Raw genomic sequence first — 26329 nt, 5'->3', positions numbered from 1 at the left:
CCTCCTTAACCTCGTGCAAGGATTTGGCTGACCTCGTTCACCAGCGTCTCGCCTCCTTGCTTGGCGTCGAGCTGACCGAAGCCGACCTGTTCGGCGACGTTGCGCAGAGCGAATTCCGCCTCGCCGGCACCGCTGGGCGGCGGCGGCGGCAGATCGCCGGCAAGCGCTCCGAGGCCCGAGACATAGTCGAGCATGGCGCGGCCGAGCTCGTCGAGCGTCGACGCCAGTTTCTCGCGTACGGCTGCCGATTCCGGTACGCCGCGCTCGACGCCCAGGATTTCGGCGGCTTTCGGGTCCTTGACGAAGAAGTTGACGTATTTTGCGCCGAGTTCCGGGTCCTTGGTCTGGGCCGAGACCGAGAAGAACATCGACGGCTTGCGATAATGGCCGCCCTTCGCATCCTTGTCGATCAGTGGATGGCTTCTCAGCGCCAGTTTGTCCTTGTTTATGCCCTGATAGGCGACGAACTGGTTGGAGTGCGCGAAGGAAGCGGCCGCCTTGCCGAGCGATAGCGGGCTCGTCTCCACATTGTACTGGTCGAGCGCCTGGATGTCCGGCGGGACGCAGGCCTTGTCCTCGCGCATCTTTTGCCACATGGCGAACCATTCGGCCGCATCGTTCGCATCATAGGCGATCTTGCCGTCCGCGGTGAACAGTGCCTTGCCGCGCTGGCGCAGCCAGTTTTCGAACAGCGGCTCGACCGCGCTGCCGTCGGAGAGGCCATAGAAACCCTTGCGCTTGCCGGCCTTGGTGATCTCGGCGCCCGTCCGCGCCATCTCTTCCCAGGTCGTCGACGGCGTCGGAAGTTCGATGCCGGCTTCCTCGAAAGCGGCGGCATTGACCATCATCGCTGCCGAGTTGGCGCCGAGGCTGATGCCGTAGAGCTTGCCTTCGACGCTGCCGCCCTTGATCTGCACCTGGTCGAAATCCTCGACCTTGAGCACGGAACCGAGATAATCGTCGAGGGGCGCGAGCGCGCCGCGCCGGGCATATTCGACGATGTAGCGATAGTCCATCTGGATGATGTCGGGCGCATTGCGCCCGGCCACCTGGGTGGCAAGCCGCGGCCAGTAGTCGCTCCAGCCGAGGAATTCGCCGTTGATGGCGACGCCCGCGTTCTGTTCCTGGAAGAGCTGATTGACCTTGTTCGTGCGGTCGGCACGGGCCTGTGAACCCCACCAGAGCACCCGCAGCCGCGCCTCCTGCGCAAAGGCGGGCCCCAGTGCGGACATCGAAAGAAGTGCCGCCCCTCCCGCGAGTACGTTTCGCCTGCTGATCTTATGCGTCATCTGTTCCTCCTCCCTTCGGAACGCCTCCACAACGTTCCGGCCTCTTGCAACAAATAACTATTTGGTTACAAGTTATGGAGAAGCAGTGATCCTGTCAAGCAGTTGTGTGCCGAACTGTCATTGGCTTGTAAATTATTTTGACAAAGTTGCACCGAAGGCCGTTAAAGGCAAGAGGTTGCGGAGGTTGCGCGTGATGGACAAGATAAGAGGCGAGGCGAAAGGGAGGAGCGGGTCCGGGGGACGGGCGGAGCGGGCGCTTCAGCGCGACCCCGAGCGCACGCGTGCCTCGATCCTCGCCGCCGCGACCCGGGAGTTCGCCGAAAACGGCATAGGCGGCGCCCGCGTCGATTCCATCGCCGAGAGGGCCGGCATCAACAAGCGCATGCTCTACCACTACTTCGGCGACAAGGAACAGCTTTATCTCGCCGTGCTGGAAGAGGCCTATGTGGGGATAAGAACGGCGGAAAAATCCCTTAATCTCAGCGACTTGGAGCCCGAGCAGGGAATTGCCGAGCTCGCCATGTTCACCTGGGGCTACTTCCTGGAGCATCCGGAATTCCTGAGTCTCCTCGGCACCGAGAACCTGCACCGGGCCCGCTGGCTGCGTCAGTCGACGCGTCTAAAGGAGCTGCATTCGAGCTTTATAGACAAGCTCTCCGACCTTCTCCAGCGCGGCAAGGGCGAGGGGCTCTTTCGGCCCGATGTCGATCCGCTGAACCTCTATCTGACGATCGCCGCCCTCGGTTATTTCTACCTTTCCAACCAGTACACGCTCTCGACGATCTTCGGTCGCGACCTCATGGACAAGAGCAATCTCGACGTCTGGAAGCGCCATATCGTCCATGTCACGCTGGCGTCGATCCGGCGCTGATCCAGGCACATGTCGTTTTTTTTGTTGACAAGTGCGATTCTCCTCTGCCACAAAGTAACCGATTAGTTACTGGCTTGGGAGGGCTGGTTCTTCCCCTCACCGGCCTCTCAGGGAGGAACGGCATGCCGCGTTTGGGTATAATATTGCACGGTGTCACCGGCCGCATGGGCTACAACCAGCATCTGGTGCGCTCGATCCTGGCCATCCGTGATCAGGGCGGGATCACGCTCCAGTCGGGCGAAAGGCTGGAGATCGATCCGATCATTGTCGGTCGCAATCGCGACAAGATGGAGCAATTGGCCAAGCGCCATGCCATCGCCCGCTGGTCGACCGATCTCGACGCGGCGCTTGCCGATCCGAACGACCAGATATTCTTCGATGCCGGCACGACGCTGATGCGTGCCGAGCTCATCGGCCGCGCGCTCGACGCCGGCAAGCACGTCTATTGCGAGAAGCCGATCTCCGACGATCTGAGGACGGCGGTCAAGCTGGCGCGGAAGGCGCGCACCTCCGGGCTCAAGCATGGAGTCGTGCAGGACAAGCTGTTCCTGCCGGGCCTTCGCAAGCTGGCCCTGCTGAGGGATTCGGGCTTTTTCGGCAAGATCCTCTCGGTGCGGGGCGAGTTCGGCTACTGGGTGTTCGAAGGCGATTGGGGCGTTCCGGCCCAGCGGCCCTCATGGAACTACCGAAAAAGGACGGCGGCGGCATCATCCTCGACATGCTCTGCCACTGGCGCTACGTCCTCGACAATCTCTTCGGGGAAGTGAAGGCCGTCTCCTGCCTCGGCGCGACCCATATCCCAAGCCGTATCGACGAACAGGGCCGCGCCTACGACTGCGACACCGACGACGCGGCCTATGCCACCTTCGAACTCGAAGGCGGCATCGTCGCGCATATCAATTCCTCCTGGGCGGTGCGCGTGCGGCGCGACGATCTGGTGACGTTTCAGGTCGACGGAACCCATGGTTCCGCTGTCGCCGGACTCACGAAATGCTGGACGCAGCACCGCGTCAACACCCCGAAACCGGTCTGGAATCCCGATCAGCCGCAGACGATCGATTTCTACAGGACATGGGACGAGGTGCCGGATACGCAGGCCTTCGACAACGGCTTCAAGGCGCAATGGGAAATGTTCCTGCGCCACGTGGCGGAGGACGGCCCCTGGCCCTATGGGCTCGAAGCCGGCGCCAAGGGCGTACAGCTTGCGGAACTCGGCCTCAAATCCTGGGCGGAGCGCCGCTGGCTCGACGTTCCGGAATTGGAGCTCTGAGCCATGGTCAGCATCAAGCTTCCAATCGAAGGCAGGCTTGCCAGCTACGACCTCACGGGTCGGCCGGTGCCTTTCAACAGGCGTGACGCCAAGGCCTTTTCCAGGGTAGCCTTCGCCGCCGCCCATGTGGTCGCCGACCCGCTCGCCGACAACGATCCCTGGCTGGCGCCGGCGATCGACTGGGAGCGCACGCTCGCCTTTCGTCACCGCCTCTGGGATCTCGGTCTCGGCGTTGCCGAAGCGATGGATACAGCCCAGCGCGGCATGGGCCTCGGCTGGCCGGAAGCGCGCGAACTCATCCGCCGCTCGCTTGCCGAAGCGCGCGGCCGCCAGGGCGCGCTGATCGCCTGCGGCGCCGGCACCGACCATCTGGCGCCGGGGCCGGACGTGTCGATCGACGATATTCTCCGGGCCTATGAGAGCCAGATCGAGGCGATCGAGGCAGAAGGAGGCCGGATCATCCTGATGGCGAGCCGTGCGCTTGCCGCCACGGCGAAGGGCCCGGAGGACTATATCCGCGTCTACGACCGCGTTCTCTCCCAGGTGAAGGAGCCGGTGATCATCCACTGGCTCGGCGAGATGTTCGATCCGGCGCTCGAAGGCTACTGGGGCAATGGCGACCACATGGCGGCGATGAAGACCTGTCTCGAGGTCCTCGAGGCGCATGCCGCAAAGGTCGACGGGATCAAGATTTCGCTCCTTTCCAAGGAAAAGGAGATCGTGATGCGGAGGCAACTGCCCAAAGCCGTGCGCATGTATACCGGCGACGACTTCAACTATGCCGAACTCATCGCCGGCGACGAGGAAGGGCATTCGGATGCGCTGCTCGGCATCTTCGATGTCATCGCGCCGGTGGCTTCGGCGGCGCTGGAAGCGCTGGGCAGCGGGCGAAACGGCGAATTCTTCGAATTGCTGGAGCCGACGGTGCCGCTCTCGCGCCACATCTTCAAGGCGCCGACGCGTTTCTACAAGACCGGCGTCGTCTTCCTTGCTTATCTGAACGGCCTTCAGGACCATTTCGTCATGATCGGCGGACAGCAGAGCGCCCGATCGCTCGTCCATGTCGCCGAGCTTTTCCGCCTTGCCGACAGAGCCGGGGTCCTGGCCGATCCGGAGCTTGCCGCCGCCCGCATGCGGCGCGTGCTCGCCGTGCACGGCGTCGAGTGAGGCTTTGCGATGACGCAAGCCCCGCGCGTCAGGCTGGCCGAAGCGGAGGTTTTCGAGCGGCCGGTCGAATTCCGTTTTCCTTTCCGCTTCGGCTCGGCGCGCGTTGCGAGCGCGCCGCAGGCCTTCGTCCGGGTGCGGGTGGAGGATGCGCGCGGCCGGTCCGCCATCGGCTGGGCGGCAGAGATGATGATGCCGAAATGGTTCGACAAGAACCCGGGTCTTTCGCCGCAGGATAATGTCGAGCAGCTGCGTGCCTCCTTGCGTCTGGCGGTCGAAGGGCTGACCTCGCTGCAGGCGCAGACCCCCTTTGGACTGCACGCGGCTGCCGAGGGTGATCACCACCGGGCGGCAGCCGGGCATGGCCTGCCAGCCCTTGTCGCCTCCTACGGCCTGGCGCTCCTTGATCGCGCCATCCTCGACGCGGTGTCCCGCATGACCGGAGCAAGCGCCGCCGAGGCGGTCAGAGGCAACCTGCCGGGCATCACCGACGCCACCGCGCCCGATCTGGGAGGCTTCGACCTTGCGCGGTTCCTCTCGCGCCTCGAACCCGGCCCCAGGCTGGCCGTTCGCCACACGATCGGCCTTGCAGACGCGCTGACGGCGGCCGATTTCGCGCCCGGGCAGCGGCTGGAGGACGGCCTGCCACAGACGCTGGAAGAGGTGATCGCCGCCTATGGCCACCGCTATTTCAAGATCAAGGTATCGGGGCGCCCGGCCGAAGACACCGAGCGTCTGCTCGCCATCGCCGCCATCCTCGACCAGGGCGTCGATGCGTATCGGGTGACGCTCGACGGCAACGAACAGTTCGAAAATGCCGATGCCGTTGCCGATCTTCTCGACCGGATCGCCGAAGAGCCGCGTCTCGAAAAATTGAGCGCCTCGGCGCTCTTCTTCGAGCAGCCGATCGCTCGCGCCGAGGCGCTGTCGAAACCGGTCACGGAAGTCGCCCGGCGGATGCCGCTCGAAATCGACGAGTCCGATGGCGATATCGGCGCGTTTCTCCGTGCCCGCGCGCTCGGTTATGCCGGCATCTCCTCGAAGTCCTGCAAAGGCTTCTACCGGGCACTCATCAACCGCGCTCGCGTGGAGATGTGGAACGCCGAGGCCGGGACCGCATGCTGTTTCATGTCCGCCGAGGACCTGACCACGCAGTCGGGCCTGGCGCTCCAGCAGGACCTCGTGCTGGCAGCGCTTATCGGCGCCGGCCACGTCGAACGCAACGGCCACCACTATGTCGACGGCATGGCCGGCGCCCCGGCGGCAGAGCAGGCCGCCTATCTCGCGCGTCATGGCGATCTCTACGAAAGCGCTGGCGAACGGGCGCGGCTGGCGATCCGCGGCGGCGAAATCACCTTTTCCACCGTCTTGCGGTCCGTCGGTCTCGGCTCATCCGTCGAGCCGGGCTGGGCGGCGACGGTGTCCTGAAATCGGGAGGAAAACATATGCTGGTCGAAGGGCTTTCCATCAATCTGGCGACGATCCGGGAGCAGTGCGGCTTCGCCGAAGCCGTGGATATCTGTCTAAAGCACGGCATCACGGCGATTGCGCCCTGGCGGGACCAGGTGGCGGCGATCGGGTTCGACGAGGCCGTGCGTGTCGTCCGCTCCAACGGTCTGAAGCTCACCGGGCTATGCCGCGGCGGCTTCTTTCCGGCGCCGGAAGCCGCAGGACGCGAAAAGGCGATCGACGACAACAGGCGCGCGGTGGACGAGGCAGCGGAACTCGGCGCCGATTGCCTGGTACTGGTCGTCGGCGGCCTTCCGGGAGCTTCGAAGAACATCGACGCGGCCCGGCGGATGGTTCTGGAAGGGATCGCGGCGGTGCTGCCGCATGCGCGCGCGGCCGGCGTGCCGCTTGCGATCGAGCCGCTGCATCCGATGTATGCCGCCGACCGCGCCTGCGTGAACACGCTCGGACAGGCTCTCGATATCTGCGACACCCTTGGCCCGGGCGTCGGCGTGGCGATCGACGTCTATCACGTATGGTGGGATCCCGATCTCGACGAGCAGATCGCGAGGGCCGGCAAAATGCAGGCGATCCTCGCTCATCACATCTGCGATTGGCTCGTCCCCACCAAGGACATGCTGACGGATCGCGGCATGATGGGCGACGGCGTCATCGACCTCAAGGGTATCCGGCGCCGGATCGAGGCGGCCGGCTTCCACGGGGCTCAGGAGGTCGAGATCTTCTCCGCAGACAACTGGTGGAAGCGTCCGGCCGAGGAGGTGATCGCGACCTGTGTGGAACGCTACCGGAACTGCTGCTGATATGCTGGGGCAGGATGTGTCTCCTACGAAATATGACAGGGCAAAATATGACAGGGCAAAATATGACAGGGATTGCGTGAGGGTATGATGGACAACAAGCGTCGCTTTGCGCTGGTCGGCACCGGCAACCGCGGAACCACCATGTGGGGCAGGGATCTTCTGGCCGGCTGGCGCGGCCTCGTCGATCTGGTCGCCATTGCCGATACGAACGCGCTGCGGGCCGAGCGCGCCCGCACGATGATCGCCACCAATGCGCCTGTTTACGGCAATGTCGATACCATGCTTGCCGAAACGCGCCCCGATCTCGTCATCGTCTGCACCCCGGACGACACGCATGACGATATCGTCGTGCGCGCCCTGGAGTCCGGCGCCGACGTCATCACCGAAAAGCCGATGTCGACCACGGTCGAGAAGATCCGCCGCATTCTCGACGCGGAGAAGCGGACCGGGCGCCGGGTGGACGTTTCCTTCAACTACCGCTTCGCGCCGACCGCAGCACGCATCAAGGAACTCCTCAATGCCGGCGAGATCGGTCGCGTCACCTCGGTCGACTTCCACTGGTATCTCGATACGCGCCACGGCGCCGACTATTTCCGCCGCTGGCATGCCTATACGGAACGATCGGGCAGCCTCTTCGTGCACAAGGCGACACACCATTTCGACCTCCTGAACTGGTATCTCGACAGCGATCCGGACGCGGTCAGCGCCTTTGCCGACCTGCAGATGTACGGCCGCAAGGGACCGTTTCGAGGTCCTCGCTGCAAGCTCTGTCCTCACAAGAGCGAGTGCGACTTCTACCTCGATCTCGAAGCCGATCCGTTTCTCGACTCGCTCTATGAGGAACCTTCCGAAATCGACGGCTATTTCCGCGACGGCTGCGTCTTCCGCGAGGATATCGACATCCCCGACACGATGGTCGCGAATATCCGCTACCGCAACGACGTCCACGTCTCCTATTCGCTCAACACCTTCCAGCCGATCGAGGGCCATCATATCGCCTTCAACGGTACGAAGGGCAGGATCGAGCTTCGCCAGTACGAGGACCAGCCGTGGGAGACGCCGGCCGAGGACATGATCCTGCTCGTCCGCAACTTTCCGAAGGGCAAGGCGGCGATCGAACGGATCACGGTGCCGCATTTTCCCGGCGGACACTATGGCGGCGACGACCGGCTGCGGAATACGCTCTTTGCGCCGGATGCGAAGGATCCGCTTGGACAGCGCGCAGGTGCGCGGGCCGGCGCCATGTCGGTCCTTTGCGGCATTGCGGCGCTTCAGAGTTCGCGTACGGGCAAGATCGTCAGCCTGGCCGATCTGATGCCGGAATTGTTCACCGACGGGCAGGCGGAGCGCAAGCTCGCGGCGAATGCCGGGTGGACCGCGCATTTTCCCTCTTGAACCTCTAGTTGCTAGAGGACTTAGCTTGCTTCCGGTTTCGTAAGGAGCATGGAATGACAGGCATATTTCGGGAAACGAGATTCCGCGTCGATGGGATGGATTGCGCGTCCTGCGCGACCAAGATCGACACGGCCGTCAGGCGGGTTGCGGGGGTCGAGGACGTGAATGTCTCGGTGGCCGCCGGCACCATGACCGTCCGGCATGTGGCGCGCGACGATATCGGCGCCCAGGTGATGCGGAAGGTCGGCGGACTCGGCTACGGGCTTACGCCGCTTGACGTTGCGACGGAACGGCAGCCGGCTCAGAGCGAGCACGCCTGCTGCGGCCACGGGCATGTTGCAGGCGGCCCGCACCACGATCACGGCCATCCGACAATCCTTCCGGCAGGCACGAAGCCGTCGTCCCATTTCAGGACGCCCTTGCCATGGTGGCGAACGGCAAAAGGCAGGCTCACGCTCGCCTGCGGCGTTGCCCTTGCCGCAGCCTATGCCATCGGCCAGTTCGTTCCCGGTACCGAGCCCCGGATTTTCATCCTCGCCATGCTCGTCGGCCTGGTGCCGATCGCGAGACGCGCGCTCATGGCAGCATTTTCGGGCACGCCTTTCTCGATCGAGATGCTGATGACCATTGCGGCAGCCGGTGCCGTCTTCATCGGCGCCGGCGAGGAGGCGGCCATGGTCGTCCTCCTGTTCCTGATCGGGGAACTGCTCGAGGGTGTTGCCGCGGGCAAGGCACGGGCGAGCATACAGGCGCTGACGGCGCTCGTGCCGAAATCGGCGCTCCTCGAAGAAAACGGCATGACCGTGGAGGTCCCCGCCGAAAGCCTGGCCCCTGGCGCCATCGTCCTCGTCCGTCCCGGCGACCGGCTTCCCGCCGACGGTATCATCGTCTCCGGCGAGAGCGGCGTCGACGAGGCGCCGGTGACAGGCGAGAGCACGCCCGTCCTGAAGGAAGCCGGCGCGAACGTCTTTGCCGGAACCGTCAATGGTGACGGCGCGCTGCGGGTCCGCGTCACCGCCGCCGCAGCCGACAACACCATCGCGCGAGTCATCAGGCTTGTCGAAGAGGCGCAGGAGAAGAAGGCGCCGACGGAGCGTTTCATCGATCGCTTCTCCCGATATTACACGCCGGGCGTGGTGCTCGTCGCGGCATTGGTCGCGATCATCCCGCCGCTCGCCTTCGGCGGCCTGTGGCAGGACTGGATTTACAAAGGGCTCGCGCTTCTCCTGATCGGTTGCCCCTGTGCCCTCGTCATCTCCACGCCGGCCGCGATCGCGGCGAGTCTTTCGGCAGGTGCACGCCGCGGTCTTCTGATCAAGGGCGGCGCCGTCCTCGAAAATCTCGGCAGGATTACAGCCGTCGCCTTCGACAAGACCGGAACGCTCACCGAAGGCAGGCCGAAGCTGACCGACATCGTCGCCTTCGGCAGATCGGAAGCGGAGGTGCTCGACTACGCCGCTGCGCTCGAACAGGGATCCAGCCATCCGCTGGCCCGTGCCGTCCTCTCGCGTGCCGAAGCCGATGGATTGGCGCTCCTTCCCGTCGAAGGCGCCAGGGCGATCGGGGGCAAGGGCGTTGCCGCTTCCGCGGACGGCGTCGAGCTTTTCCTCGGCTCGCCCGAGGCGGTCCGGGAGCGCGCGCCGCTGGCCGCGGATGAACTTGCTCGGATCGAAACCCTGCAGGGTGAGGGGAAGACCGTCTCCGTGCTCGTCGTCGGCGGGAGGGCAGCCGGAGCGCTTGCCATGCGCGACGAACCGCGTGCGGATGCCGCGGCGGGCCTGAGGGCGCTCGCCGCTCAGGGGTTGCGGGTGGTGATGCTCACCGGCGACAACCGGGCGACGGCCGAGGCGATCGCCGGCCGGCTCGGGGGCATCGAGGCGCATGCAGGGCTTCTTCCCGAGGACAAGCAGCGCATCGTAAGCGGGCTCAAGGCCGAAGGTCTCGTCGTGGCGAAGGTCGGCGACGGTATCAACGACGCGCCGGCTCTGGCGGCGGCGGATGTCGGCATCGCCGTTGGCGGCGGCACCGACGTGGCGCTGGAAACGGCCGACGCCGCCAGCCTCCATGCCCGCGTCTCGGACGTCTCGGAGATGGTGAAGCTGTCACGGGTGACGATGCGCAACATTCACCAGAACATCACGATCGCACTCGGGCTCAAGGCGGTGTTCCTGGCGACGACCATTGCCGGCGTGACGGGCCTCTGGCCGGCGATCCTCGCCGATACCGGCGCGACCGTCCTGGTGACGATCAACGCATTGAGGCTGCTGCGTTAGTTGGCCGGGATTCAGCCCGCGACCTCCGCAAGGCCCCCAAACCCTCCCCTCAAAGGGGAGGGAAGCGGCTTCACGCACCCGCGCCATGGATGCAATCTCCCTGTGTATATTCGCGCTGGACTCTCACCGGCGATCCTATGAGAGTATAAGGAGATTTCGTCGCCCAGGCTTTCGCGCCTGAAAATCGATGATAAACTTATACCAAATGGTAAAAAAATTGTCGGCACGGTTTCTGCGATGAGCCGAAGCGGGCAAAAAGGGGATCGCAGGCCAATATGAACAATATTGCCATCGAATTGCGTGGAATAGACAAGAGCTTCGGGCTGGTCCACGCCAACAGGAACATCAATCTCAAGGTTCGCAAGGGCACGATCCACGGCATCATCGGTGAAAACGGTGCCGGCAAGTCGACGCTGATGTCGATCCTCTATGGCTTCTATCAGGCCGACAACGGTGAGATCCTGGTCGACGGCAAGCCTGTTTCCATTCGCGATCCGAATGCGGCGATCTCCGTCGGGATCGGCATGGTCCACCAGCACTTCATGCTGGTCGAGAACTTTACCGTGCTCGAAAACGTCATGCTCGGCGCCGAGGACAGCCAGATCCTCAACAAGGGCATCGCCAAGGCGCGGCAGGAGCTGAAACGGCTCGAGAAGGAATATGCGCTCGAGGTCAATCCGGACGCCCTGATCGAGGAGCTGCCGGTCGGCCTCCAGCAGCGCGTCGAGATATTGAAGGCGCTTTATCGAAGGGCCGATATCCTGATCCTCGATGAGCCGACCGGCGTCTTGACGCCGGCCGAGGCCGATCACCTGTTTCGCATCCTCGGCCAGCTCAAGGCGCAGGGAAAGACGATCATCCTCATCACCCATAAGCTGCGCGAGATCATGGCGATCACCGACGAGGTGTCGGTCATGCGCCGCGGCGAAATGGTGGCGACGCGCACGACGCGTGAAACCTCGGTCGAGGAACTGGCCGAGCTGATGGTCGGTCGGCGCGTGCTGCTGCGTGTCGAGAAGGGCGAGAGCAATCCCGTTGACGTGAAGCTCGCCGTCCAGGGGCTGACGGTCAAGGACAGCCGCGGCGTGACCATGGTCGATAACGTCTCCTTCGAGGTTCGTGCAGGCGAGATCGTCGGCATCGCCGGCGTGGCCGGCAACGGCCAGTCGGAACTGCTCGAAGCGATCGCCGGCATCCGCAAGGCCGCCTCCGGGACGGTTCTCCTCAACGGCAAGCCGGTGGACGTGACCGGCAACGCGGACCCGGCGAAACTGCGGGATCGCGGACTGGCGCATGTGCCGGAAGACCGGCATCACGTCGGGCTCGTGCTCAAGTTCGAGGAGTGCGAAAACGCGATCCTCGGTTACCACCATGACCCGCGCTTCTCCAACGGCATGTTCCTGAACATCGATGCGATCCGCAAGGATGCCGAGGAGAAGATTGCCAAATATGATATTCGCCCGCCGAATGCGCGGCTGAGGACGGCCAATTTCTCCGGTGGCAACCAGCAGAAGGTCGTGCTTGCGCGCGAGATGGAGCGGGATCCGGACGTCCTCATCATCGGCCAGCCGACCCGCGGAGTCGACGTCGGCGCGATCGAATTCATCCACAAGCGGATCATCGAGATGCGCGACCAGGGCAAGGCCGTTCTGCTGGTTTCGGTCGAGCTCGACGAGATACGTTCCCTTTCCGACCGCATCCTCGTGATGTTTGCCGGACGCGTCGTCGGCGAACGCAGCCCCGAGGCGACCGAAGGCGAGCTCGGCCTGCTGATGGCCGGTGTCGAAGGCCGCAAGGAGGCCGCAGAATGAGTACGCCCTATGCGAAACTCCCGGTATGGGTGGAATATGGCCTCATCCCGCTGATCAATCTTGCCGTCGCCTTCCTCGTCGCCGGCCTCGTCGTTCTCCTCGTCGGCGAAAACCCGCTCGAAGCCGCCTATCATCTCATCAACGGCGCCTTCGGCCGCGGCGAATATATCGGCTTCACGCTCTATTATGCGACGACCTTCATCTTCACCGGGCTCGCGGTGGCGGTCGCCTTTCATGCCGGTCTTTTCAACATCGGCGGCGAGGGCCAGGCCTATGTCGGCGGCATCGGCGTGGCGCTCGCCTGCCTCTGGCTCGACCAGACTATGCCCTGGTACGTGGTCTTCCCGCTCGCCATCGTCGGCTCCGCCTTCTTCGGCGCGCTCTGGGCGTTCCTGCCCGGCTGGCTGCAGGCCAAACGCGGCAGCCATATCGTCATCACCACCATCATGTTCAATTTCATCGCCTCCAGCCTGATGGTCTATCTGCTGACACGCGTGCTGAAGCCGCTCGGCTCGATGGCGCCGCAGACGCGCACCTTCGCCGAAGGCGGGCAATTGCCGAAGCTCGACTGGCTGCTGTCGATCTTCGGCCTCAATATCGGCACGGCGCCGTTCAACATCTCGTTCCTCCTGGCGCTGGCGGCCGCCTTCGCGGTCTGGGTGCTGATCTGGCGCACCAGGCTCGGCTACGAGATGCGCACCATGGGCCATAGCCCGTCTGCCGCGCGCTATGCCGGTATCAGCGAAAGCCGCATCACCGTCGTCGCCATGATGATATCAGGCGGCCTTGCCGGCATGATGGCGCTGAACCCGATCATGGGCGAGCAGTTCCGCATGCAGCTGGATTTCGTGCAAGGCGCCGGCTTCGTCGGCATCGCGGTCGCGTTGATGGGGCGCTCGCATCCGGGCGGCATCATTCCCGCCGCGATCCTTTTCGGCGTGCTCTACCAGGGCGGCGCCGAGATCGCCTTCGAGATGCCTTCGATCTCCCGGGACATGATCGTCATCATCCAGGGTCTCGTGATCCTCTTTGCCGGGGCGCTCGAGAACATGTTCCGCCCGGCGATCACGCGCGCCTTCGCGATGCGCGGCCAGCGCGCGGCCGCCGTCGTGCAGACCAAGGGAGCCTGAAATGGACTTCTTCCACGTTCTCGTCGTGCTCCTGGAATCGACGATCCGCGTCTCCGTGCCGCTGGTCTTCGCAGCCCTTGCCGGCCTGTTCACCGAGCGCGCCGGCGTCTTCGACATCGGCCTGGAGGGCAAGATGCTCGGTGCGGCCTTTGCCGCCGGGGCGGCGGCAGCCGTCACGCAGTCCGTCTGGGTGGGGCTCGTTGCGGCGATCCTCGTTTCCGTGGCCCTGTCGCTCGTCCACGGCTATGCTTCGATCACCCAGCGCGGTAACCAGATCGTCTCGGGTGTGGCGATCAACTTCATCGTTGCCGGTTCCACCGTGATCCTGGGAGAGGCCTGGTTCCGGCAAGGCGGCCGCACGCCGGCGCTCGCCGAAGGCGCGCGGTTCCAGACGATCAACTTCCCCGACGCGGACATGATCCGCGAAATTCCCGTCCTCGGGCCGGTCTATGCGGACCTCCTGTCCGGCCATTTCCTGCTCACCTATCTCGCCTTCGCCATGGTGCCCATCAGCTGGTGGATTCTCTACCGCACCCGCTTCGGCCTGAGGCTGCGCGCCGTCGGCGAGAATCCGGGCGCGGTCGATACCGCTGGTATCTCGGTGATCTGGCTCAGATACCGGGCTGTCATCTGCTGCGGCATTCTCTGCGGCTTTGCCGGCGCCTATCTTTCGCTGGCGATGACGGCGGGCTTCGTCAAGGGCATGACGGCGGGTAAGGGCTATATCGCGCTTGCGGCGCTGATCTTCGCCAAATGGCGGCCGCTCAACGTCATGTTCGCCTGCCTGCTCTTCGGCTTCCTCGATGCGCTCGCGATCCGTCTGCAGGGCACGCCCTTGCCGCTTATCGGCCAGGTTCCGGTGCAGCTCATGCAGGCCCTGCCCTATATCCTCACCGTCATCCTGCTTGCCGGCTTCATCGGCAAGGCCATTCCGCCGAAGGCGGGCGGCGTACCCTATGTGAAGGAGCGCTAATCATGTCCAAGGACGAACTCTTTGTCGCGGCGCGTGAAGCCATGGCGAAGGCGCATGCGCCCTATTCCAAGTTTCCGGTCGGCGCCGCCATTCGCGCCGAGGACGGCAGGATCTATACGGGCGCAAACATCGAGAACCTGTCCTTTCCGGAGGGCTGGTGCGCCGAGACGACGGCGATCAGCCATATGGTAATGGCCGGCCAGCGCAAGATCACGGAGGTCGCGGTGGTGGCCGAGAAACTCGCGCTCTGCCCGCCCTGCGGCGGCTGCCGTCAGCGGCTTGCGGAATTTTCCGGCGCGAGCACCCGCATCTATCTTTGCGACGAAACGGGGATCAGGAAGACGCTGGCGCTCTCCGACCTGCTGCCGCACAGCTTCGAGACGGAGATTCTCGGATGACGGCGGCGGCGGACTTCCTCGGGGGCAAGCTCGGAGCGCTTGCGCCCCGCTACGGGATCGTGCTCGGTTCCGGCCTCGGCTCGCTCGTCGACTCGGTGGCGGAGCCGCTGCGCATCCCCTATGCGGAGATTCCGGGCTTTCCGGTGAGCGGCGTTTCCGGCCATGCCGGCGAGTTCGTGGCGGGCAGGATCGGCAACACTCCCGTCGCCGTGCTTTCCGGCCGTGCCCATTATTACGAACGCGGCGACGCCAGTGCCATGCGCGTGCCGATCGAGACGCTGAAGCGGATCGGCGTCGAGAACCTGATCCTCACCAATTCCGCCGGTTCGCTACGCGAAGACATGCCGCCGGGCTCGGTCATGCGCATTGCCGATCACATCACCTTTGCCGGCGCCAATCCGCTGATCGGCGTCGAAAGCGACGAGCGCTTCGTCGGCATGACGAATGCCTATGACGCGGCGCTGGCGATAGGGATGGAGGAGGCCGCCGAACGCCTCGGCATCCCGCTCGCGCGCGGCGTCTATATGTGGTTCTCCGGGCCGAGCTTCGAGACGCCGGCCGAAATCCGCATGGCCCGTATCCTCGGTGCCGATGCGGTCGGCATGTCCACGGTGCCGGAGGTCATTCTCGCCCGGTTCTTCGGACTGAAGGTCGCCGCCGCCTCCGTCGTCACCAATTTTGCCGCCGGCATGACCGGGGCGGAACTCAGCCATGAAGAAACCAAGCAAATGGCACCGCTCGGCGGCACGCGGCTGGCGGCAATCCTGAAAGAGATGATCGCGAGCGAAGGCTGAACGGCCATGCTTCCGCAGGAAATCATACGAAAGAAAAGGGACGGCGATCGGCTTGATCCGGCGGATATCGCCGGTTTCATCGCGGGTGTGACCGATGGCTCGGTCTCGGAAGGGCAGGCGGCCGCCTTCGCCATGGCGGTCTGGTTTTCCGGGATGAATCGCGACGAATGCGTGGCGCTGACGCTGGCGATGCGCGATTCCGGGGAAACGCTCGACTGGAGCGATCTCGCACGTCCCATCGTCGACAAGCACTCGACGGGCGGCGTCGGCGACAATGTCTCGCTGATGCTGGCACCGATCGTCGCCGCCTGCGGTGCGGCCGTGCCGATGATTTCGGGCAGGGGGCTCGGCCACACCGGCGGGACGCTCGACAAGCTCGAATCGATTCCCGGCTATGACATCCAGCCATCGCCCGAGCTCTTTCGGCTGGTGGTCGATGAGGTCGGCTGCGCCATCATCGGCCAGACCGCCGATCTCGCGCCGGCCGACAAGCGCCTCTATGCGATCCGCGACGTGACGGCCACCGTCGATTCGGTGCCGCTGATCACCGCATCGATCCTTTCGAAAAAGCTCGCCGCAGGGCTCGGGTCGCTGGTCCTCGACGTCAAGCTCGGCAATGGCTCCTTCATGACGGATCCCGCCGAAACCGAAGTCCTGGCGCGTTCGCTGGTCGAGGTCGCCAATGGCGCGGGCGTGCGCACCTCTGCGCTGATCACCGACATGAACGAGCCACTGGCCGACGCGGCCGGCAACGCGCTCGAAATAGAGAGCTGCCTGGCCTATCTGCGTGGCGAGAAAGCGGGAACCCGCCTCGATCAGGTCGTGATGGCCCTGGCTGGGGAAATGCTCGTTGCAGCGGGTATTGCGGCGCATGAAGCCGAAGCCGAAGCCATGGCGCGGCGCGTCCTGGAGAGCGGGGAGGCGATGGAGCGTTTCGGCCTCATGATCCGGCGGCTCGGCGGACCTGCCGATTTCGTGGATCGCCCGGGCGCCTATCTTGCCGGGGCGCCCGCGGTCCTTGCCGTGCCGGCGGGCCGGAACGGCTATCTGGCGTCCTGCGAGACGCGCGAATTGGGAATGTCGGTCATCGCACTCGGCGGCGGGCGCACCCGCCCGGATGACCGGATCGATCATCGCGTCGGTTTTACCGGCCTGCGACCGCTCGGGACGAAAGTCGAAAAGGGCGAGCCGATCGCCTTCGTCCATGCTGCCGACCGAAGCCAGGCCGAGGCGATCGCAAAGCGGGTTGCCACGCTCTATGCGATCGCGGACGAGGAGCCGGCGCAACGGCCGGTGGTCGTTTCGAAGCTGAGAGCGGGATGAGGAAAAGCGTGCGCGGTTTTCCGCCCGCATCCCGCACCTTATCGGACTCGTTGACGAGATGCGGCGCCGTTTTCCGAAGCGGCAGGACGACAGGCCGACAGCCCTACTTCGTTCCGTACATGCGGTCGCCCGCATCGCCGAGGCCCGGCACGATATAGCCCTTCTCGTTGAGATGGCTGTCGATCGAGGCGGTGAAGATCGGAACGTCCGGATGGGCGCCCTGGAAGTTGCGAATACCCTCCGGAGCGGCAAGGAGGCAGAGGAAGCGGATGTTCCGCGCACCGCGCTCCTTGAGCTTCTCGATGGCCGCGATCGAGGAATTGCCGGTGGCGAGCATCGGGTCGACGACGATGACGAGGCGCTCGTTGATGTTGTCCGGCGCCTTGAAGAAATATTCGACCGCCTGCAGAGTCTCGTGGTCCCGGTAGACGCCGATATGCGCAACGCGCGCCGAGGGTACCAGTTCGAGCATGCCCTCGAGCAGGCCGTTGCCGGCGCGCAGGATGGAAGCGAAGACGAGCTTCTTGCCCTCGAGCACCGGCGCGTCGGTTTCCACGAGAGGCGTCTCGATCCGTTCGGTCGTCAGCTCCAGATCGCGCGTGACCTCATAGCAGAGCAGCGTCGAGATTTCCTTGAGCAGCCGGCGGAAGCCCGCAGTCGACGTTTCCTTCTTGCGCATGATGGTCAGCTTGTGCTGCACCAGCGGATGACCGATCACCGTTACGCCGTCCATGGCTCATCTTCCCCGCGAAAATTGGCTATCCACCCTCTTTTCCATGGAAAGGGCGGGGGCCGCAAGAGTGTAGGTGGAAGTTGTGCAGCTAGGCCCGCTCATCCGCGCAACTAGACATGCAACGCGGCCAGCAACCTCTCCCGCGTCGGCTCGTCCACGAAGGCGGCTTCAATCGCGGTCTTCGTCATCCGGTCGATCTCGCTGTCGGAGAAGCCCATCGCGTGGAAGGCGATTTCGTATTCCTGCGCGAGCGACGTGTGGAAGAAGGGAGGATCGTCGGAATTGAGCGTCACGCGGACGCCGGCTTCGTAAAGCCGCCTAAGGGGATGCGAGGCAAAATCCGGGAACACCTGAAGCGCGACATTCGATCCGGGACAGACTTCGAGCACGACGCCCTCGTCGGCAAGGCGCTTCACGAGATCGCCGTCCTCGATCGCCCGGACCCCGTGGCTGATCCGGGCCGGGCGGACATGGTCCAGCGCATCACGCACGCTGAAGGCGCCGGAAAGTTCGCCGGCGTGGATGGTGAGGCCGAGGCCGGCATCGCGGACGGTGTCGAAGGCGCGGGAGAATTCCGCGACGCTGTGCATGCGCTCCTCGCCGGCCAGATTGAAGCCGGTCACGAGCGGATGCCGGCGCATCGCTGCATATTCGGCGGTCCTGATGACGGAGTCGGGACCGAAATGGCGGATGCCGGTGATCAGCATGCGCGATTCGATGCCGGTCTTCGCCTTCGCCGCCTCCATGCCGGCGGCGAGGCCCTCGATATAGGCGTCGGCGCCGAGCCCGATCGTTTCGCCGTGGTCGGGCGAGACGATGATTTCGCTGTAGATCGTACCCGCTTCGGCAAGCTCCGTCAGATAGGTCTCGGCGAGAAGCGCATAATCGCCTTCGGTGCGAAACAGCGAGGCGACGGCGTCGTAGCACCTTACGAAGCTGGTGAAATCCTCCCAGACATAGGCCCTGTCGCGGATGATCGCGCTGGTGTCGACGCCGTATTTGCGCGCCTGCCTCAGCGCCAGTTCAGGCGGCGTCGCGCCCTCGATATGGCAATGCAGTTCGGCTTTCTTCAGATGAGCGGTCAAAGGAGGCTTCTCCCATGTGGGCCGGCGCCAATGCCGAGATGTCTTGCGACGGTTTCGCCGATATGGGCGAAGCTGTCGGCGATGCCGAAGGAGCGGCTGCGAAGCGTCGGGCCGAACATCAGCACCGGCACGCGCTCGCGCGTGTGGTCGGTGCCGCGCCAGGTCGGATCGCAGCCATGGTCGGCGGTCAGGATCACCATGTCGCCGGGTTTCAGCCGGCGGTCGAGATCGGGCAGGCGTGCATCGAAGGCTTCCAGCGCGGCGGCATAGCCGGGCACGTCGCGGCGATGTCCGTAGAGCATGTCGAAGTCGACGAAATTGGTGAAGACGAGCGCCCCGTCTTCGGCCTCTTCGATGGCTTCCAGACTGGCGTCGAAGAGGGCCATGTTGCCGTTGGCCTTGGTGAGCCTGGTCACACCCTGGTGGGCGAAGATGTCGCCGATCTTGCCGATCGCGTGCACCGTGCGTCCGGCCTCCTGCAGCCGGTCGAGAACGGTCGGTTCGGGCGGCGGCACCGAATAGTCTCGACGGTTGCCCGTTCGCGTGAAGTTGCCCGGGTCGCTGCCGACGAAGGGCCGTGCGATGACGCGGCCGATATTGTAGTCGTCGACGAGCCGGCGGACGACCTCGCAGAGGTTCAGCAGGCGCTCCAGCCCGAAGGTCTGTTCATGCGCGGCGATCTGGAAGACGGAATCGGACGAGGTGTAGCAGATCGGCTTGCCGCTCCGCATATGCTCTTCGCCGTGGCGGGCGATGATGTCGGTACCCGAAGCATGGCAATTGCCGAGAATGCCGGGCACATCGCCCTCGCGACAGATCGCTTCCACCAGTTCGGGAGGGAAGGCGTCGCCTTCGGCCGGAAAATAGCCCCAGTCGAAGGTCACCGGCGTGCCGGCGATTTCCCAATGACCGGACGGCGTGTCCTTGCCGCGCGAGACTTCGCTTGCCGCGCCGTAGATCCCGTAGACGCGTTCCGGCAGCGCCATGCCGGCGGGCAGCCGCCCGGTCGCGAGCCGTGCCGCATGCATGAGGCCGAGCGCGGACATGTTGGGCAGATGAAGCGGCCCTTCCCGGAGACCCGCCCGGTCGGCCGCTCCCGCCGCGCAGAATTCCGCGATATGTCCGAGCGTATCGGCGCCGAGATCGCCGAAAGCCTCTGCGTCCGGCGCATTGCCGATGCCGAAGGAATCGAGGACGAAAAGGAACGCACGCGCCATGAAACACCCTGACTGATCCCGAGCGCGAGCGCGATAAGCGGCGAGCCGGTGCCATTAAGATTTTCGCGGCCGTCGCCGCACAATCCGGCAGAAATAGCGCGCCGCCTTGTCCATTGCAATTGATGCATGCCGCCCAGGACCCACCCCGCGTGGGTGCCGGGAGGGAAGCCTCAGCAATCGGTGCAGTTGATGGTCGTGCCGAAGCGCTGGCGGTAGTAGGAGGTCCGGGAGAGCGGGATCGTGCCGCCGGCGTCCGAGCCGAACAGGGAAATCTGGTGGTTGACGACGAGTTCGGTGCGCACGACGAAGGCATTCACCGCGTCGAGATCCGCCGGAACGCTGACCACGGAATTGACCGCATAGGGGACCGTCGCACCGTCGCTCGCGTCCGACCAGCCCCGGGACCAGGCGACCTTGCCTTCGGTCGTGCCGTTCACCTGGATACCGGTGATCTTGAGGTCGTAGTCGGAGCCGTCATAGGGCACCAGCATGTTTTTTGCGACGTTTCGCATGTCGTCCAGAAACGCCTTGTTCACCTGCTGCTCCTGGGTGACGATGTCGCTCACCGCGCTCGAGGCCCGCCCGACCTTGCGCGCCACGGTGAAGCCGAGCGAAAGCTCGAAAGCGCCGATATAGGCCGCGATCAGAAGCGGCGCGACAATGGCGAATTCCACGGCCCCGGCGCCGCGCCGGTCCCGCAACAGTCCGTGGAAGACCCCCCACAGCTGCCGTTTGCATGCAGGAAGGCGTTCCATGGCGGCCTCAATAGTTTTCGTTGCGGAAGGTGGCGGTCGAGACCATCAGATAATCGCGAGGCATGCTGTCGCCGGCGGGTCTGAGCTTGGTCACCAGGGGACGAACGAGATCGGTGATCACGGTCCAGCGGTAATAGGCGCGTACCATGGTGTAGTCGTTCGGGCCGCCGGGGGCGAAAGTAAAGCCGCTGGTGTCGAGATCGGAGCCGATCCGCGGCACCGCTTCCGGAAAGACACTGAGATCGGCGGGAAGCTTGCGGACGTCGAGATAGAGTTTCGAGGCTTGCGTCGCCTCGGTCGCCGAGCAGGTCATCATGATCGCGATTTCCTCGCAGAAGGCCTGGCGGAACTGGGTTTCTGTCGTGAAGCCGGGCTTGCCGGTATCGGTAGTGATTTCACCCGTGCGGATTTTCCGCGCCAGCGTATCGGTCGCATTGGCCAGCAATTGCTCCCCGGCAAAAGCGACGAATGTCTCGATCGAGGCGAAGACGACGATGAAGAAGGGCAGTGCAAGGATCGCGAATTCGATCGCCGTCGCACCTTTCCGGTCGCCGATGAAGCGCCGGAACAGGCCGCGCGGGGAGCGAGCCCGGGGAGTGGATGCTTTCTCGTCGATCGACATCGCGCCGTTCCATCATGTCAACTGGTTGGCGCAAAATACATGGCGACTGTTGAAGATTCGTTTTCGAGGACCCGGAGAATTTTAGTGGTTCTGAAGCTGAGGGCGGAACGGCCCCTCAACCCGCTGCCGCGACCTTCTCCCCGCATGCGGGGAGAAGGGGCAAGCGGCTCGCTTTGCGGCTCAAGTCCCCTCTCCCCGCACGCGGGGAAGGGTTAGGGTGAGGGCAGGGCGAATTTCCCGGTCTTAATTGCCGCTCGAAGCGGAAGCCTGCCGTTCCGCACGCTCGCAATTGGGCGTGCAGGAGAGAACGGTGCGGACGGTCTGTTTATAGACGCGCACCGTGTTGCCCTCGTCGATCGATACCAGGATGCGCTCGTCGACCATGGCGTTGCCGTCCTGGTCGAGAATGACGAGATTGGTGGTGCCGAAATTGCGCCCGGTCAGCACGATGGTCTTCGCATCCGCTACGGTCGCGTCGGCAACCTCCGCATTGCCGATGATCACCTTGCTGACGGGCCGGTCGAGCTTCAGCACGCGGGCGTGGTCCATATAGACGCGCATCATTTCTTCAGCCGCGCGGGCGCCGCCCGGTGCGGCGATCGCCAGAAATGCAGTCGTTGCAAGCAGTGCGGCCCGTGGGGTCGCTGAGGGCGTGTTCATGGCGCGTCCTGACGGTCTATCTGCCGCATCTTGGCGCCTTTTGGTGAATGAATGGTTACGCCGATGCGGCGCAATTTAAGGCATCCATTTTCCGCACATTTACCCAGGAAAAAGCGAGTTTCCTTTAACCTCACGATAACCGGTTTCCTTAAGCGGAAAGCAATTAGCCCCCGCTAAATTCAGGGTATCCGATCAACGGCAACAGTTTGACGGACGTGCTGAACAACAAGTGAAGTTTGAGGAGAATAGTCATGAAGACCATTTTTGCACGCCTGATGAAGGACGAGTCCGGCGCAACCGCAATCGAATACGGCCTGATCGCAGCTCTGATCTCGGTGGCGCTGATCAGCGGCGCGAGCGCGCTCGGTGGTAAGCTTAACACGCAATTCGAAAATATCTCCAAGGAGCTTAAGTATACCGGTAGCGCAACTCCTCCGGCGACTCCTCCGGCAACCGGGGGCTAATCGAAGCCCACGAGTCTATCGGCCGCCTTCGCCTGAAGGCGGCCTTCTCTTTGCCCAAGCCGAGCGGAAGCTAAACGAAGACGAGAGGGAACCTGGATGATCGACGCAGCCATCTTAGTGCTTTTTCCATTTTGTCTGACACTAGCGGCGTTCTCAGATTTGCTTACGATGACAATCCCCAATCGCGTTTCGGCGGTCCTCTTTGTCTCATTTCTTCTGATAGGCTCCCTTGTGGGCTTTGATCTTGTGCAGATCGGCCTTCATATCGCCGCGGCGGCTGCTGTCTTCGCCGTCTGCTTTTGTCTCTTTACTGCAAACGTGCTGGGCGGTGGGGACGCGAAACTCTTGACTGCCAGTGCCATCTGGTTCGGTTTCGACGCCTCGCTCGCTGCCTTCCTTTTGTATGTCTCGGTTTTCGGCGGGCTGTTGACACTGCTCGTCCTGCTCTTGCGCCGTCAAGAGAACTTGCTTCTTGCCGCTCGCATCCCGGTTCCGCGTCTATTGCTGACTGCGAAGAAAATCCCCTATGGCATCGCCATAGCCCTCGGCGGGTTCGCCGCCTATCCCTCTTCGCCGCTCATGCAGGCAGCCTTCGTGCAACTCCCCTGACGCGCGTTCGGCGCGGGACGGAGGTGTAGCCTTCCGTTAACCATCTGCATAAGCATTGCATTAACCATAATTACACCAATTCCTGATCAACCTGATCCCGGGCAATTCTTGGGGGTTGGGGCGATCATGAAACCGGTGCGCATTATCATTCTGGCGGTGGCCGTCGGCTCGGCTGCCTTGGCCGGGCTGTTGGCGATGAAGCTCACCCGCGCGCCCGCCCCGCAGACGGCGGAACCCGTCATCGAGCAGGCACCGACCATCAACGTGCTGGTCGCCGGCAAGAGCCTGCCGGTCGGCTCCCGTCTCGGTGCCGATTCCATCCATTGGAAGGCCTGGCCGAAGGATGGTGTCGCCGAGGGCATGATAACGGAGGAGAACCGTCCCGCCGCCGTCGAAGATCTTGCCGGCGCGGTCGTCCGCCTGCCGATCTTCACCGGCGAGCCGGTCCGCCAGGAAAAGATCGCCGACGCATCGAACCGGATCATGTCGTCGTTGCTGCCCGCCGGAAAGCGAGCCGTCGCCACGGAGATCACGGTTGCGACCGGGGCGGGCGGCTTCATCCTGCCGAACGATCGTGTCGACGTGATCATGGTGCGCAAGTCCGACGGCGATTTCTATCTGACCGAAACGGTGCTGAGCAACGTCCGCGTGCTGGCGATCGACCAGCAGATCGAGGAGAAGGAAGACGGCTCCAAAGCGGTCGTCGGTACGACCGCGACGCTGGAGCTGACGCCGGATCAATCGAAGGTCATGACGGTTGCGCAGCAGATGGCGGACCGCATCTCGCTGGCACTGCGCAGCGTCGCCGACGCGCAGGAGCCCGACACCACGGCTGCCGACTACCTTCTCAACGGCGACGGCCGGCCGAGCATTCAGGTCATCAAGTCGGGCTCCATCGTCAAGGGCGACGGTGTGGCCCTCCAGAACCAGAAGTGAGGCGGGGCGCAAGGTGAAACCGATCGCAAAAAAGTTTCGGGCGTCTGTCGCAGCCGGCCTTTCCTTCTGCCTGACCTTTTCGGGCATGGCGCTGCCGACCCTCCCGGCCGCCGAGGCCGCCTCCTCCTCGGTGGTGAGGATCGTCGATAGCGGCCCCGGCGCCCGCAAGACCATCAATCTCGGCCTCAACAAGGCGGTCGTCGTGGACCTGCCGAGCGACGCCCACGACATCCTTGTCGCCGACCCGTCGCTCGCCGACGCGATCACCCGCACCTCGCGCCGCATCTATCTTTTCGGCAAGTCCGTCGGCCAGACGAACATCTTCGTCTTCGGACCGGGCGGCGAGGAGATCGTCAGCCTGGAGGTCGCCGTCGAGCGCGACGTCGCCGGTCTCGAATCCAATTTGCGTCGCTTCATTCCCGATGCGGATATCAATGTCGAAATCATCTCGGACAACGTGGTGCTGACAGGCACGGTCCGCACGCCGCTCGACTCGACCAGGGCCGTCGATCTCGCACGCGCTTTCCTGAAAGGCGGCGAGGCGACCACGCGCAACATCACCGCGCAGGGCAATAACGGCGACGCGGATATCTTCGCCGAGGACCGGCAGAACTCGCAGATCGTCAATCTGCTGACGATCGAGGGCGACGATCAGGTGACGCTGAAGGTGACCGTCGCCGAGGTCAGCCGCCAGGTACTGAAGCAGCTCGGCTTCAACGGCCGCGTCTCCGACGGCGAAAGCGGCATTACCTTCCGTAATCCGGCCAACCTCGGCGACGCCATCGCCGTCGGCACGAACGCCCTCATCAAGGGTTCGATCGGTCCCACAACCATTTCGAGCTATATCAACGCGATGGAACAGGCCGGCGTCATGCGCACCCTGGCCGAGCCGAGCCTTACGGCCATTTCAGGCCAGGAGGCGAAGTTCTATGTCGGCGGCGAGTTCCGACTTGCCGGCGTGCAGGAGGTTTCGGCGGACGAGGAGACGGGGGAACCAACCGTCTCACGCGAAGTGAATGACGTTGAATACGGCATTCGGCTAAATTTCAAGCCTGTGGTTCTTGGTCCCGGCCGTATCAGCCTGCAGATCGAAACGGATGTTTCCGAGCCTACCTATGAAGGTTCGGTGGTCACCGGGAATGGGATGGCCAGCATCCCCGGCAACACCTTCCTCGGCATCCGCCGGCGCGAGGCCTCGACCAGCGTCGAGCTGCCGTCCGGCGGCTCGATCGTGATCGCCGGCCTCGTCCAGGACAATATCCGCCAGGCGATGTCGGGCCTGCCCGCCGCATCGAAGATCCCGATCCTCGGCACGCTCTTCCGCAGCAAGGATTTCCAGCGCAGCGAGACGGAACTCGTCATCATCGCCACGCCCTACCTCGTCCGGCCGGTTGCCCGCAGCGCGATCTCGCGCCCGGACGACAACTTCAATCCGGCGAACGATCTCGAAAGCTTTTTCCTCGGCCGCGTCAACCGGATCTATGGACGCCCCGAGGCTCAGCCGCCGGCCGGCCGCTATCACGGCAATGTCGGCTTCATCTACAAATAGGCCGGCCATGAAGAAGCGAAGAGCAGCTCGAAACAGTCCCGAAAGGCAGCCTCCGATGGCCCTGAACCGCTTTCCGTATCGCCTGGCCCTGGGGGCGCTCGTCGGCCTGCTGCTGGCTGGCTGCGCCAACAAGGACAGGCTCGCGACCGGTGCTCTTCCGGACGATTACCGCACTCGCCACCCGATCGTGCTGACCGAGGGCGAGCGGACGATCGACATTCCCGTCGCCTCGGGCGACACGCGGCTCACCCAGGGGACCCGCGACGTCATCCGCGGCTTTGCCGCCGAATATCGGAATGCGTCGAGCGGCGTCATCCAGATCATGCTGCCGCGCGGATCGGTGAACGGCCATGCCGCGCAGATCGTCCGTAAGGATATCCGTCGCGTGCTGGCAGCGGGCGGCGTGTCACCGAAGAAGATGATCGAAACCACCTATGATGCCTCGGTGACGGGCGATGCCGCACCGATCCGCCTGAGCTATGTCGCGATAACGGCGCAGACCGCACCCTGCGGTGCGTGGCCGGAAGATCTGGCGCTGAATACGCTGGAAAACCGCAACTACTACAATTTCGGCTGTGCCACCCAGTCCAATCTCGCCGCTCAGATCGCCAATCCGACGGATCTCGTCGGCCCGCGCCAGATGTCGCCGATCGACGCTGAGCAGCGGGGCCAGGTGATCGACAGCTGGCGCGGGACGGAAAAGGGCGACGGCGGAACCACGATCGTCTTCAACTGAAA

Annotated in this window: 24 protein-coding genes and 1 pseudogene; 18 read left to right on the top strand and 7 right to left on the bottom strand. The window is 64.0% G+C overall.

Annotated features, from left to right (window positions below):
• Positions 1 to 5 precede the first annotated feature (5 nt).
• Positions 6 to 1289 carry an ABC transporter substrate-binding protein gene (locus N0Q91_RS17345; RefSeq protein ID WP_275597044.1) on the bottom strand — a complete coding sequence of 428 codons (1284 nt, stop codon included), beginning with the start codon at positions 1287 to 1289 and terminating at the stop codon, positions 6 to 8.
• A gap of 193 nt (positions 1290 to 1482) precedes the next feature.
• On the opposite strand from N0Q91_RS17345, the gene N0Q91_RS17340 reads away from it, so the two are divergent.
• The 13 genes and pseudogenes from N0Q91_RS17340 to deoA all read left to right on the top strand — a co-directional run bounded on the left by N0Q91_RS17340 (position 1483) and on the right by deoA (position 16961).
• Positions 1483 to 2160 carry a TetR/AcrR family transcriptional regulator gene (locus tag N0Q91_RS17340; RefSeq protein WP_275597043.1) on the top strand — a complete coding sequence of 226 codons (678 nt, stop codon included), beginning with the start codon at positions 1483 to 1485 and terminating at the stop codon, positions 2158 to 2160.
• Between the two features lie 122 nt (positions 2161 to 2282).
• Positions 2283 to 3430, top strand: a pseudogene (locus tag N0Q91_RS17335) (Gfo/Idh/MocA family protein).
• 3 nt (positions 3431 to 3433) lie between these two features.
• Positions 3434 to 4597: a dihydrodipicolinate synthase family protein gene (locus N0Q91_RS17330; RefSeq protein ID WP_275597042.1), complete on the top strand. Its 1164-nt coding sequence runs from the start codon at positions 3434 to 3436 to the stop codon at positions 4595 to 4597.
• Between the two features lie 9 nt (positions 4598 to 4606).
• On the top strand, positions 4607 to 6022 hold the full coding sequence (locus N0Q91_RS17325; protein WP_275597041.1) for an enolase C-terminal domain-like protein: 1416 nt from the start codon (positions 4607 to 4609) through the stop codon (positions 6020 to 6022).
• Positions 6023 to 6039: 17 nt separating this feature from the next.
• Positions 6040 to 6864: a sugar phosphate isomerase/epimerase family protein gene (locus N0Q91_RS17320; protein WP_275597040.1), complete on the top strand. Its 825-nt coding sequence runs from the start codon at positions 6040 to 6042 to the stop codon at positions 6862 to 6864.
• Between the two features lie 87 nt (positions 6865 to 6951).
• Complete coding sequence (locus N0Q91_RS17315) at positions 6952 to 8259, top strand: Gfo/Idh/MocA family protein (protein WP_275597039.1); 1308 nt, start codon at positions 6952 to 6954, stop codon at positions 8257 to 8259.
• 53 nt (positions 8260 to 8312) lie between these two features.
• On the top strand, positions 8313 to 10532 hold the full coding sequence (locus N0Q91_RS17310) for a heavy metal translocating P-type ATPase (RefSeq protein WP_275597038.1): 2220 nt from the start codon (positions 8313 to 8315) through the stop codon (positions 10530 to 10532).
• 275 nt (positions 10533 to 10807) lie between these two features.
• Positions 10808 to 12343: an ABC transporter ATP-binding protein gene (locus N0Q91_RS17305; protein WP_275597037.1), complete on the top strand. Its 1536-nt coding sequence runs from the start codon at positions 10808 to 10810 to the stop codon at positions 12341 to 12343.
• Positions 12340 to 13473 (top strand): ABC transporter permease, encoded by a 1134-nt coding sequence (locus N0Q91_RS17300; RefSeq protein ID WP_127708786.1) that lies wholly within the window; start codon positions 12340 to 12342, stop codon positions 13471 to 13473. Before N0Q91_RS17305 ends, N0Q91_RS17300 begins: the two co-directional genes overlap by 4 nt.
• Position 13474: 1 nt before the next feature.
• The gene (locus N0Q91_RS17295; RefSeq protein ID WP_018093761.1) at positions 13475 to 14446 is read left to right on the top strand and encodes an ABC transporter permease; all 972 of its coding nucleotides are present in this window, start codon (positions 13475 to 13477) and stop codon (positions 14444 to 14446) included.
• Between the two features lie 2 nt (positions 14447 to 14448).
• On the top strand, positions 14449 to 14844 hold the full coding sequence (locus N0Q91_RS17290) for a cytidine deaminase (RefSeq protein ID WP_003536146.1): 396 nt from the start codon (positions 14449 to 14451) through the stop codon (positions 14842 to 14844).
• Complete coding sequence (locus N0Q91_RS17285; RefSeq protein ID WP_275597036.1) at positions 14841 to 15638, top strand: purine-nucleoside phosphorylase; 798 nt, start codon at positions 14841 to 14843, stop codon at positions 15636 to 15638. Before N0Q91_RS17290 ends, N0Q91_RS17285 begins: the two co-directional genes overlap by 4 nt.
• 6 nt (positions 15639 to 15644) lie before the next feature.
• Positions 15645 to 16961 carry a thymidine phosphorylase gene (deoA, locus tag N0Q91_RS17280; RefSeq protein ID WP_275597035.1) on the top strand — a complete coding sequence of 439 codons (1317 nt, stop codon included), beginning with the start codon at positions 15645 to 15647 and terminating at the stop codon, positions 16959 to 16961.
• Positions 16962 to 17064: 103 nt separating this feature from the next.
• Here the strand turns inward: deoA and upp are convergent, their stop codons facing one another.
• The 6 genes from upp to N0Q91_RS17250 all read right to left on the bottom strand — a co-directional run bounded on the left by upp (position 17065) and on the right by N0Q91_RS17250 (position 22033).
• Positions 17065 to 17694 (bottom strand): uracil phosphoribosyltransferase, encoded by a 630-nt coding sequence (upp, locus tag N0Q91_RS17275; protein ID WP_018093764.1) that lies wholly within the window; start codon positions 17692 to 17694, stop codon positions 17065 to 17067.
• 110 nt (positions 17695 to 17804) lie between these two features.
• Positions 17805 to 18779: an adenosine deaminase gene (locus tag N0Q91_RS17270; RefSeq protein ID WP_275597034.1), complete on the bottom strand. Its 975-nt coding sequence runs from the start codon at positions 18777 to 18779 to the stop codon at positions 17805 to 17807.
• Positions 18776 to 19996 carry a phosphopentomutase gene (locus N0Q91_RS17265; protein WP_275597033.1) on the bottom strand — a complete coding sequence of 407 codons (1221 nt, stop codon included), beginning with the start codon at positions 19994 to 19996 and terminating at the stop codon, positions 18776 to 18778. Before N0Q91_RS17265 ends, N0Q91_RS17270 begins: the two co-directional genes overlap by 4 nt.
• Positions 19997 to 20166: 170 nt before the next feature.
• A complete protein-coding gene (locus N0Q91_RS17260; RefSeq protein ID WP_275597032.1) occupies positions 20167 to 20751 on the bottom strand; it encodes a TadE/TadG family type IV pilus assembly protein in 585 nt (194 codons plus the stop codon).
• A gap of 7 nt (positions 20752 to 20758) precedes the next feature.
• Positions 20759 to 21373 (bottom strand): TadE/TadG family type IV pilus assembly protein, encoded by a 615-nt coding sequence (locus N0Q91_RS17255; protein WP_275597031.1) that lies wholly within the window; start codon positions 21371 to 21373, stop codon positions 20759 to 20761.
• A gap of 243 nt (positions 21374 to 21616) precedes the next feature.
• Entirely contained in the window at positions 21617 to 22033 is a 417-nt protein-coding gene (locus N0Q91_RS17250; RefSeq protein WP_100669922.1) for a pilus assembly protein N-terminal domain-containing protein, read from the bottom strand.
• Positions 22034 to 22284: 251 nt separating this feature from the next.
• Between N0Q91_RS17250 and N0Q91_RS17245 the strand changes: the two genes are divergently transcribed.
• The 5 genes from N0Q91_RS17245 to N0Q91_RS17225 all read left to right on the top strand — a co-directional run bounded on the left by N0Q91_RS17245 (position 22285) and on the right by N0Q91_RS17225 (position 26327).
• Positions 22285 to 22497: a Flp family type IVb pilin gene (locus N0Q91_RS17245; RefSeq protein ID WP_275597030.1), complete on the top strand. Its 213-nt coding sequence runs from the start codon at positions 22285 to 22287 to the stop codon at positions 22495 to 22497.
• 96 nt (positions 22498 to 22593) lie between these two features.
• Entirely contained in the window at positions 22594 to 23106 is a 513-nt protein-coding gene (locus tag N0Q91_RS17240; protein WP_275597029.1) for an A24 family peptidase, read from the top strand.
• Positions 23107 to 23232: 126 nt separating this feature from the next.
• The gene (cpaB, locus tag N0Q91_RS17235; RefSeq protein WP_275597028.1) at positions 23233 to 24042 is read left to right on the top strand and encodes a Flp pilus assembly protein CpaB; all 810 of its coding nucleotides are present in this window, start codon (positions 23233 to 23235) and stop codon (positions 24040 to 24042) included.
• Positions 24043 to 24055: 13 nt separating this feature from the next.
• A complete protein-coding gene (locus tag N0Q91_RS17230; protein ID WP_275597027.1) occupies positions 24056 to 25591 on the top strand; it encodes a type II and III secretion system protein family protein in 1536 nt (511 codons plus the stop codon).
• Between the two features lie 55 nt (positions 25592 to 25646).
• Positions 25647 to 26327, top strand: coding sequence for a CpaD family pilus assembly protein (locus N0Q91_RS17225; protein WP_275597026.1), 681 nt, complete (start codon positions 25647 to 25649; stop codon positions 26325 to 26327).
• Positions 26328 to 26329: the final 2 nt, after the last annotated feature.

The organism is Sinorhizobium prairiense, assembly GCF_029201645.2.
In the GTDB taxonomy this organism is placed as follows: Bacteria; Pseudomonadota; Alphaproteobacteria; order Rhizobiales; family Rhizobiaceae; genus Sinorhizobium; species Sinorhizobium meliloti_A.
Note: the sequence above shows the minus strand (reverse complement) of the source record. Positions and strands in the feature narration are given on the sequence as shown.

Bases quoted from the DNA above. Each gene is read 5' to 3' on its own strand.
- N0Q91_RS17345 (WP_275597044.1), bottom strand. From the start codon at position 1,289: ATGACGCATAAGATCAGCAGGCGAAACGTACTCGCGGGAGGGGCGGCA.
- N0Q91_RS17340 (WP_275597043.1), top strand. From the start codon at position 1,483: ATGGACAAGATAAGAGGCGAGGCGAAAGGGAGGAGCGGGTCCGGGGGA.
- N0Q91_RS17330 (WP_275597042.1), top strand. From the start codon at position 3,434: ATGGTCAGCATCAAGCTTCCAATCGAAGGCAGGCTTGCCAGCTACGAC.
- N0Q91_RS17325 (WP_275597041.1), top strand. From the start codon at position 4,607: ATGACGCAAGCCCCGCGCGTCAGGCTGGCCGAAGCGGAGGTTTTCGAG.
- N0Q91_RS17320 (WP_275597040.1), top strand. From the start codon at position 6,040: ATGCTGGTCGAAGGGCTTTCCATCAATCTGGCGACGATCCGGGAGCAG.
- N0Q91_RS17315 (WP_275597039.1), top strand. From the start codon at position 6,952: ATGGACAACAAGCGTCGCTTTGCGCTGGTCGGCACCGGCAACCGCGGA.
- N0Q91_RS17310 (WP_275597038.1), top strand. From the start codon at position 8,313: ATGACAGGCATATTTCGGGAAACGAGATTCCGCGTCGATGGGATGGAT.
- N0Q91_RS17305 (WP_275597037.1), top strand. From the start codon at position 10,808: ATGAACAATATTGCCATCGAATTGCGTGGAATAGACAAGAGCTTCGGG.
- N0Q91_RS17300 (WP_127708786.1), top strand. From the start codon at position 12,340: ATGAGTACGCCCTATGCGAAACTCCCGGTATGGGTGGAATATGGCCTC.
- N0Q91_RS17295 (WP_018093761.1), top strand. From the start codon at position 13,475: ATGGACTTCTTCCACGTTCTCGTCGTGCTCCTGGAATCGACGATCCGC.
- N0Q91_RS17290 (WP_003536146.1), top strand. From the start codon at position 14,449: ATGTCCAAGGACGAACTCTTTGTCGCGGCGCGTGAAGCCATGGCGAAG.
- N0Q91_RS17285 (WP_275597036.1), top strand. From the start codon at position 14,841: ATGACGGCGGCGGCGGACTTCCTCGGGGGCAAGCTCGGAGCGCTTGCG.
- deoA (WP_275597035.1), top strand. From the start codon at position 15,645: ATGCTTCCGCAGGAAATCATACGAAAGAAAAGGGACGGCGATCGGCTT.
- upp (WP_018093764.1), bottom strand. From the start codon at position 17,694: ATGGACGGCGTAACGGTGATCGGTCATCCGCTGGTGCAGCACAAGCTG.
- N0Q91_RS17265 (WP_275597033.1), bottom strand. From the start codon at position 19,996: ATGGCGCGTGCGTTCCTTTTCGTCCTCGATTCCTTCGGCATCGGCAAT.
- N0Q91_RS17260 (WP_275597032.1), bottom strand. From the start codon at position 20,751: ATGGAACGCCTTCCTGCATGCAAACGGCAGCTGTGGGGGGTCTTCCAC.
- N0Q91_RS17255 (WP_275597031.1), bottom strand. From the start codon at position 21,373: ATGTCGATCGACGAGAAAGCATCCACTCCCCGGGCTCGCTCCCCGCGC.
- N0Q91_RS17250 (WP_100669922.1), bottom strand. From the start codon at position 22,033: ATGAACACGCCCTCAGCGACCCCACGGGCCGCACTGCTTGCAACGACT.
- N0Q91_RS17245 (WP_275597030.1), top strand. From the start codon at position 22,285: ATGAAGACCATTTTTGCACGCCTGATGAAGGACGAGTCCGGCGCAACC.
- N0Q91_RS17240 (WP_275597029.1), top strand. From the start codon at position 22,594: ATGATCGACGCAGCCATCTTAGTGCTTTTTCCATTTTGTCTGACACTA.
- cpaB (WP_275597028.1), top strand. From the start codon at position 23,233: ATGAAACCGGTGCGCATTATCATTCTGGCGGTGGCCGTCGGCTCGGCT.
- N0Q91_RS17225 (WP_275597026.1), top strand. From the start codon at position 25,647: ATGGCCCTGAACCGCTTTCCGTATCGCCTGGCCCTGGGGGCGCTCGTC.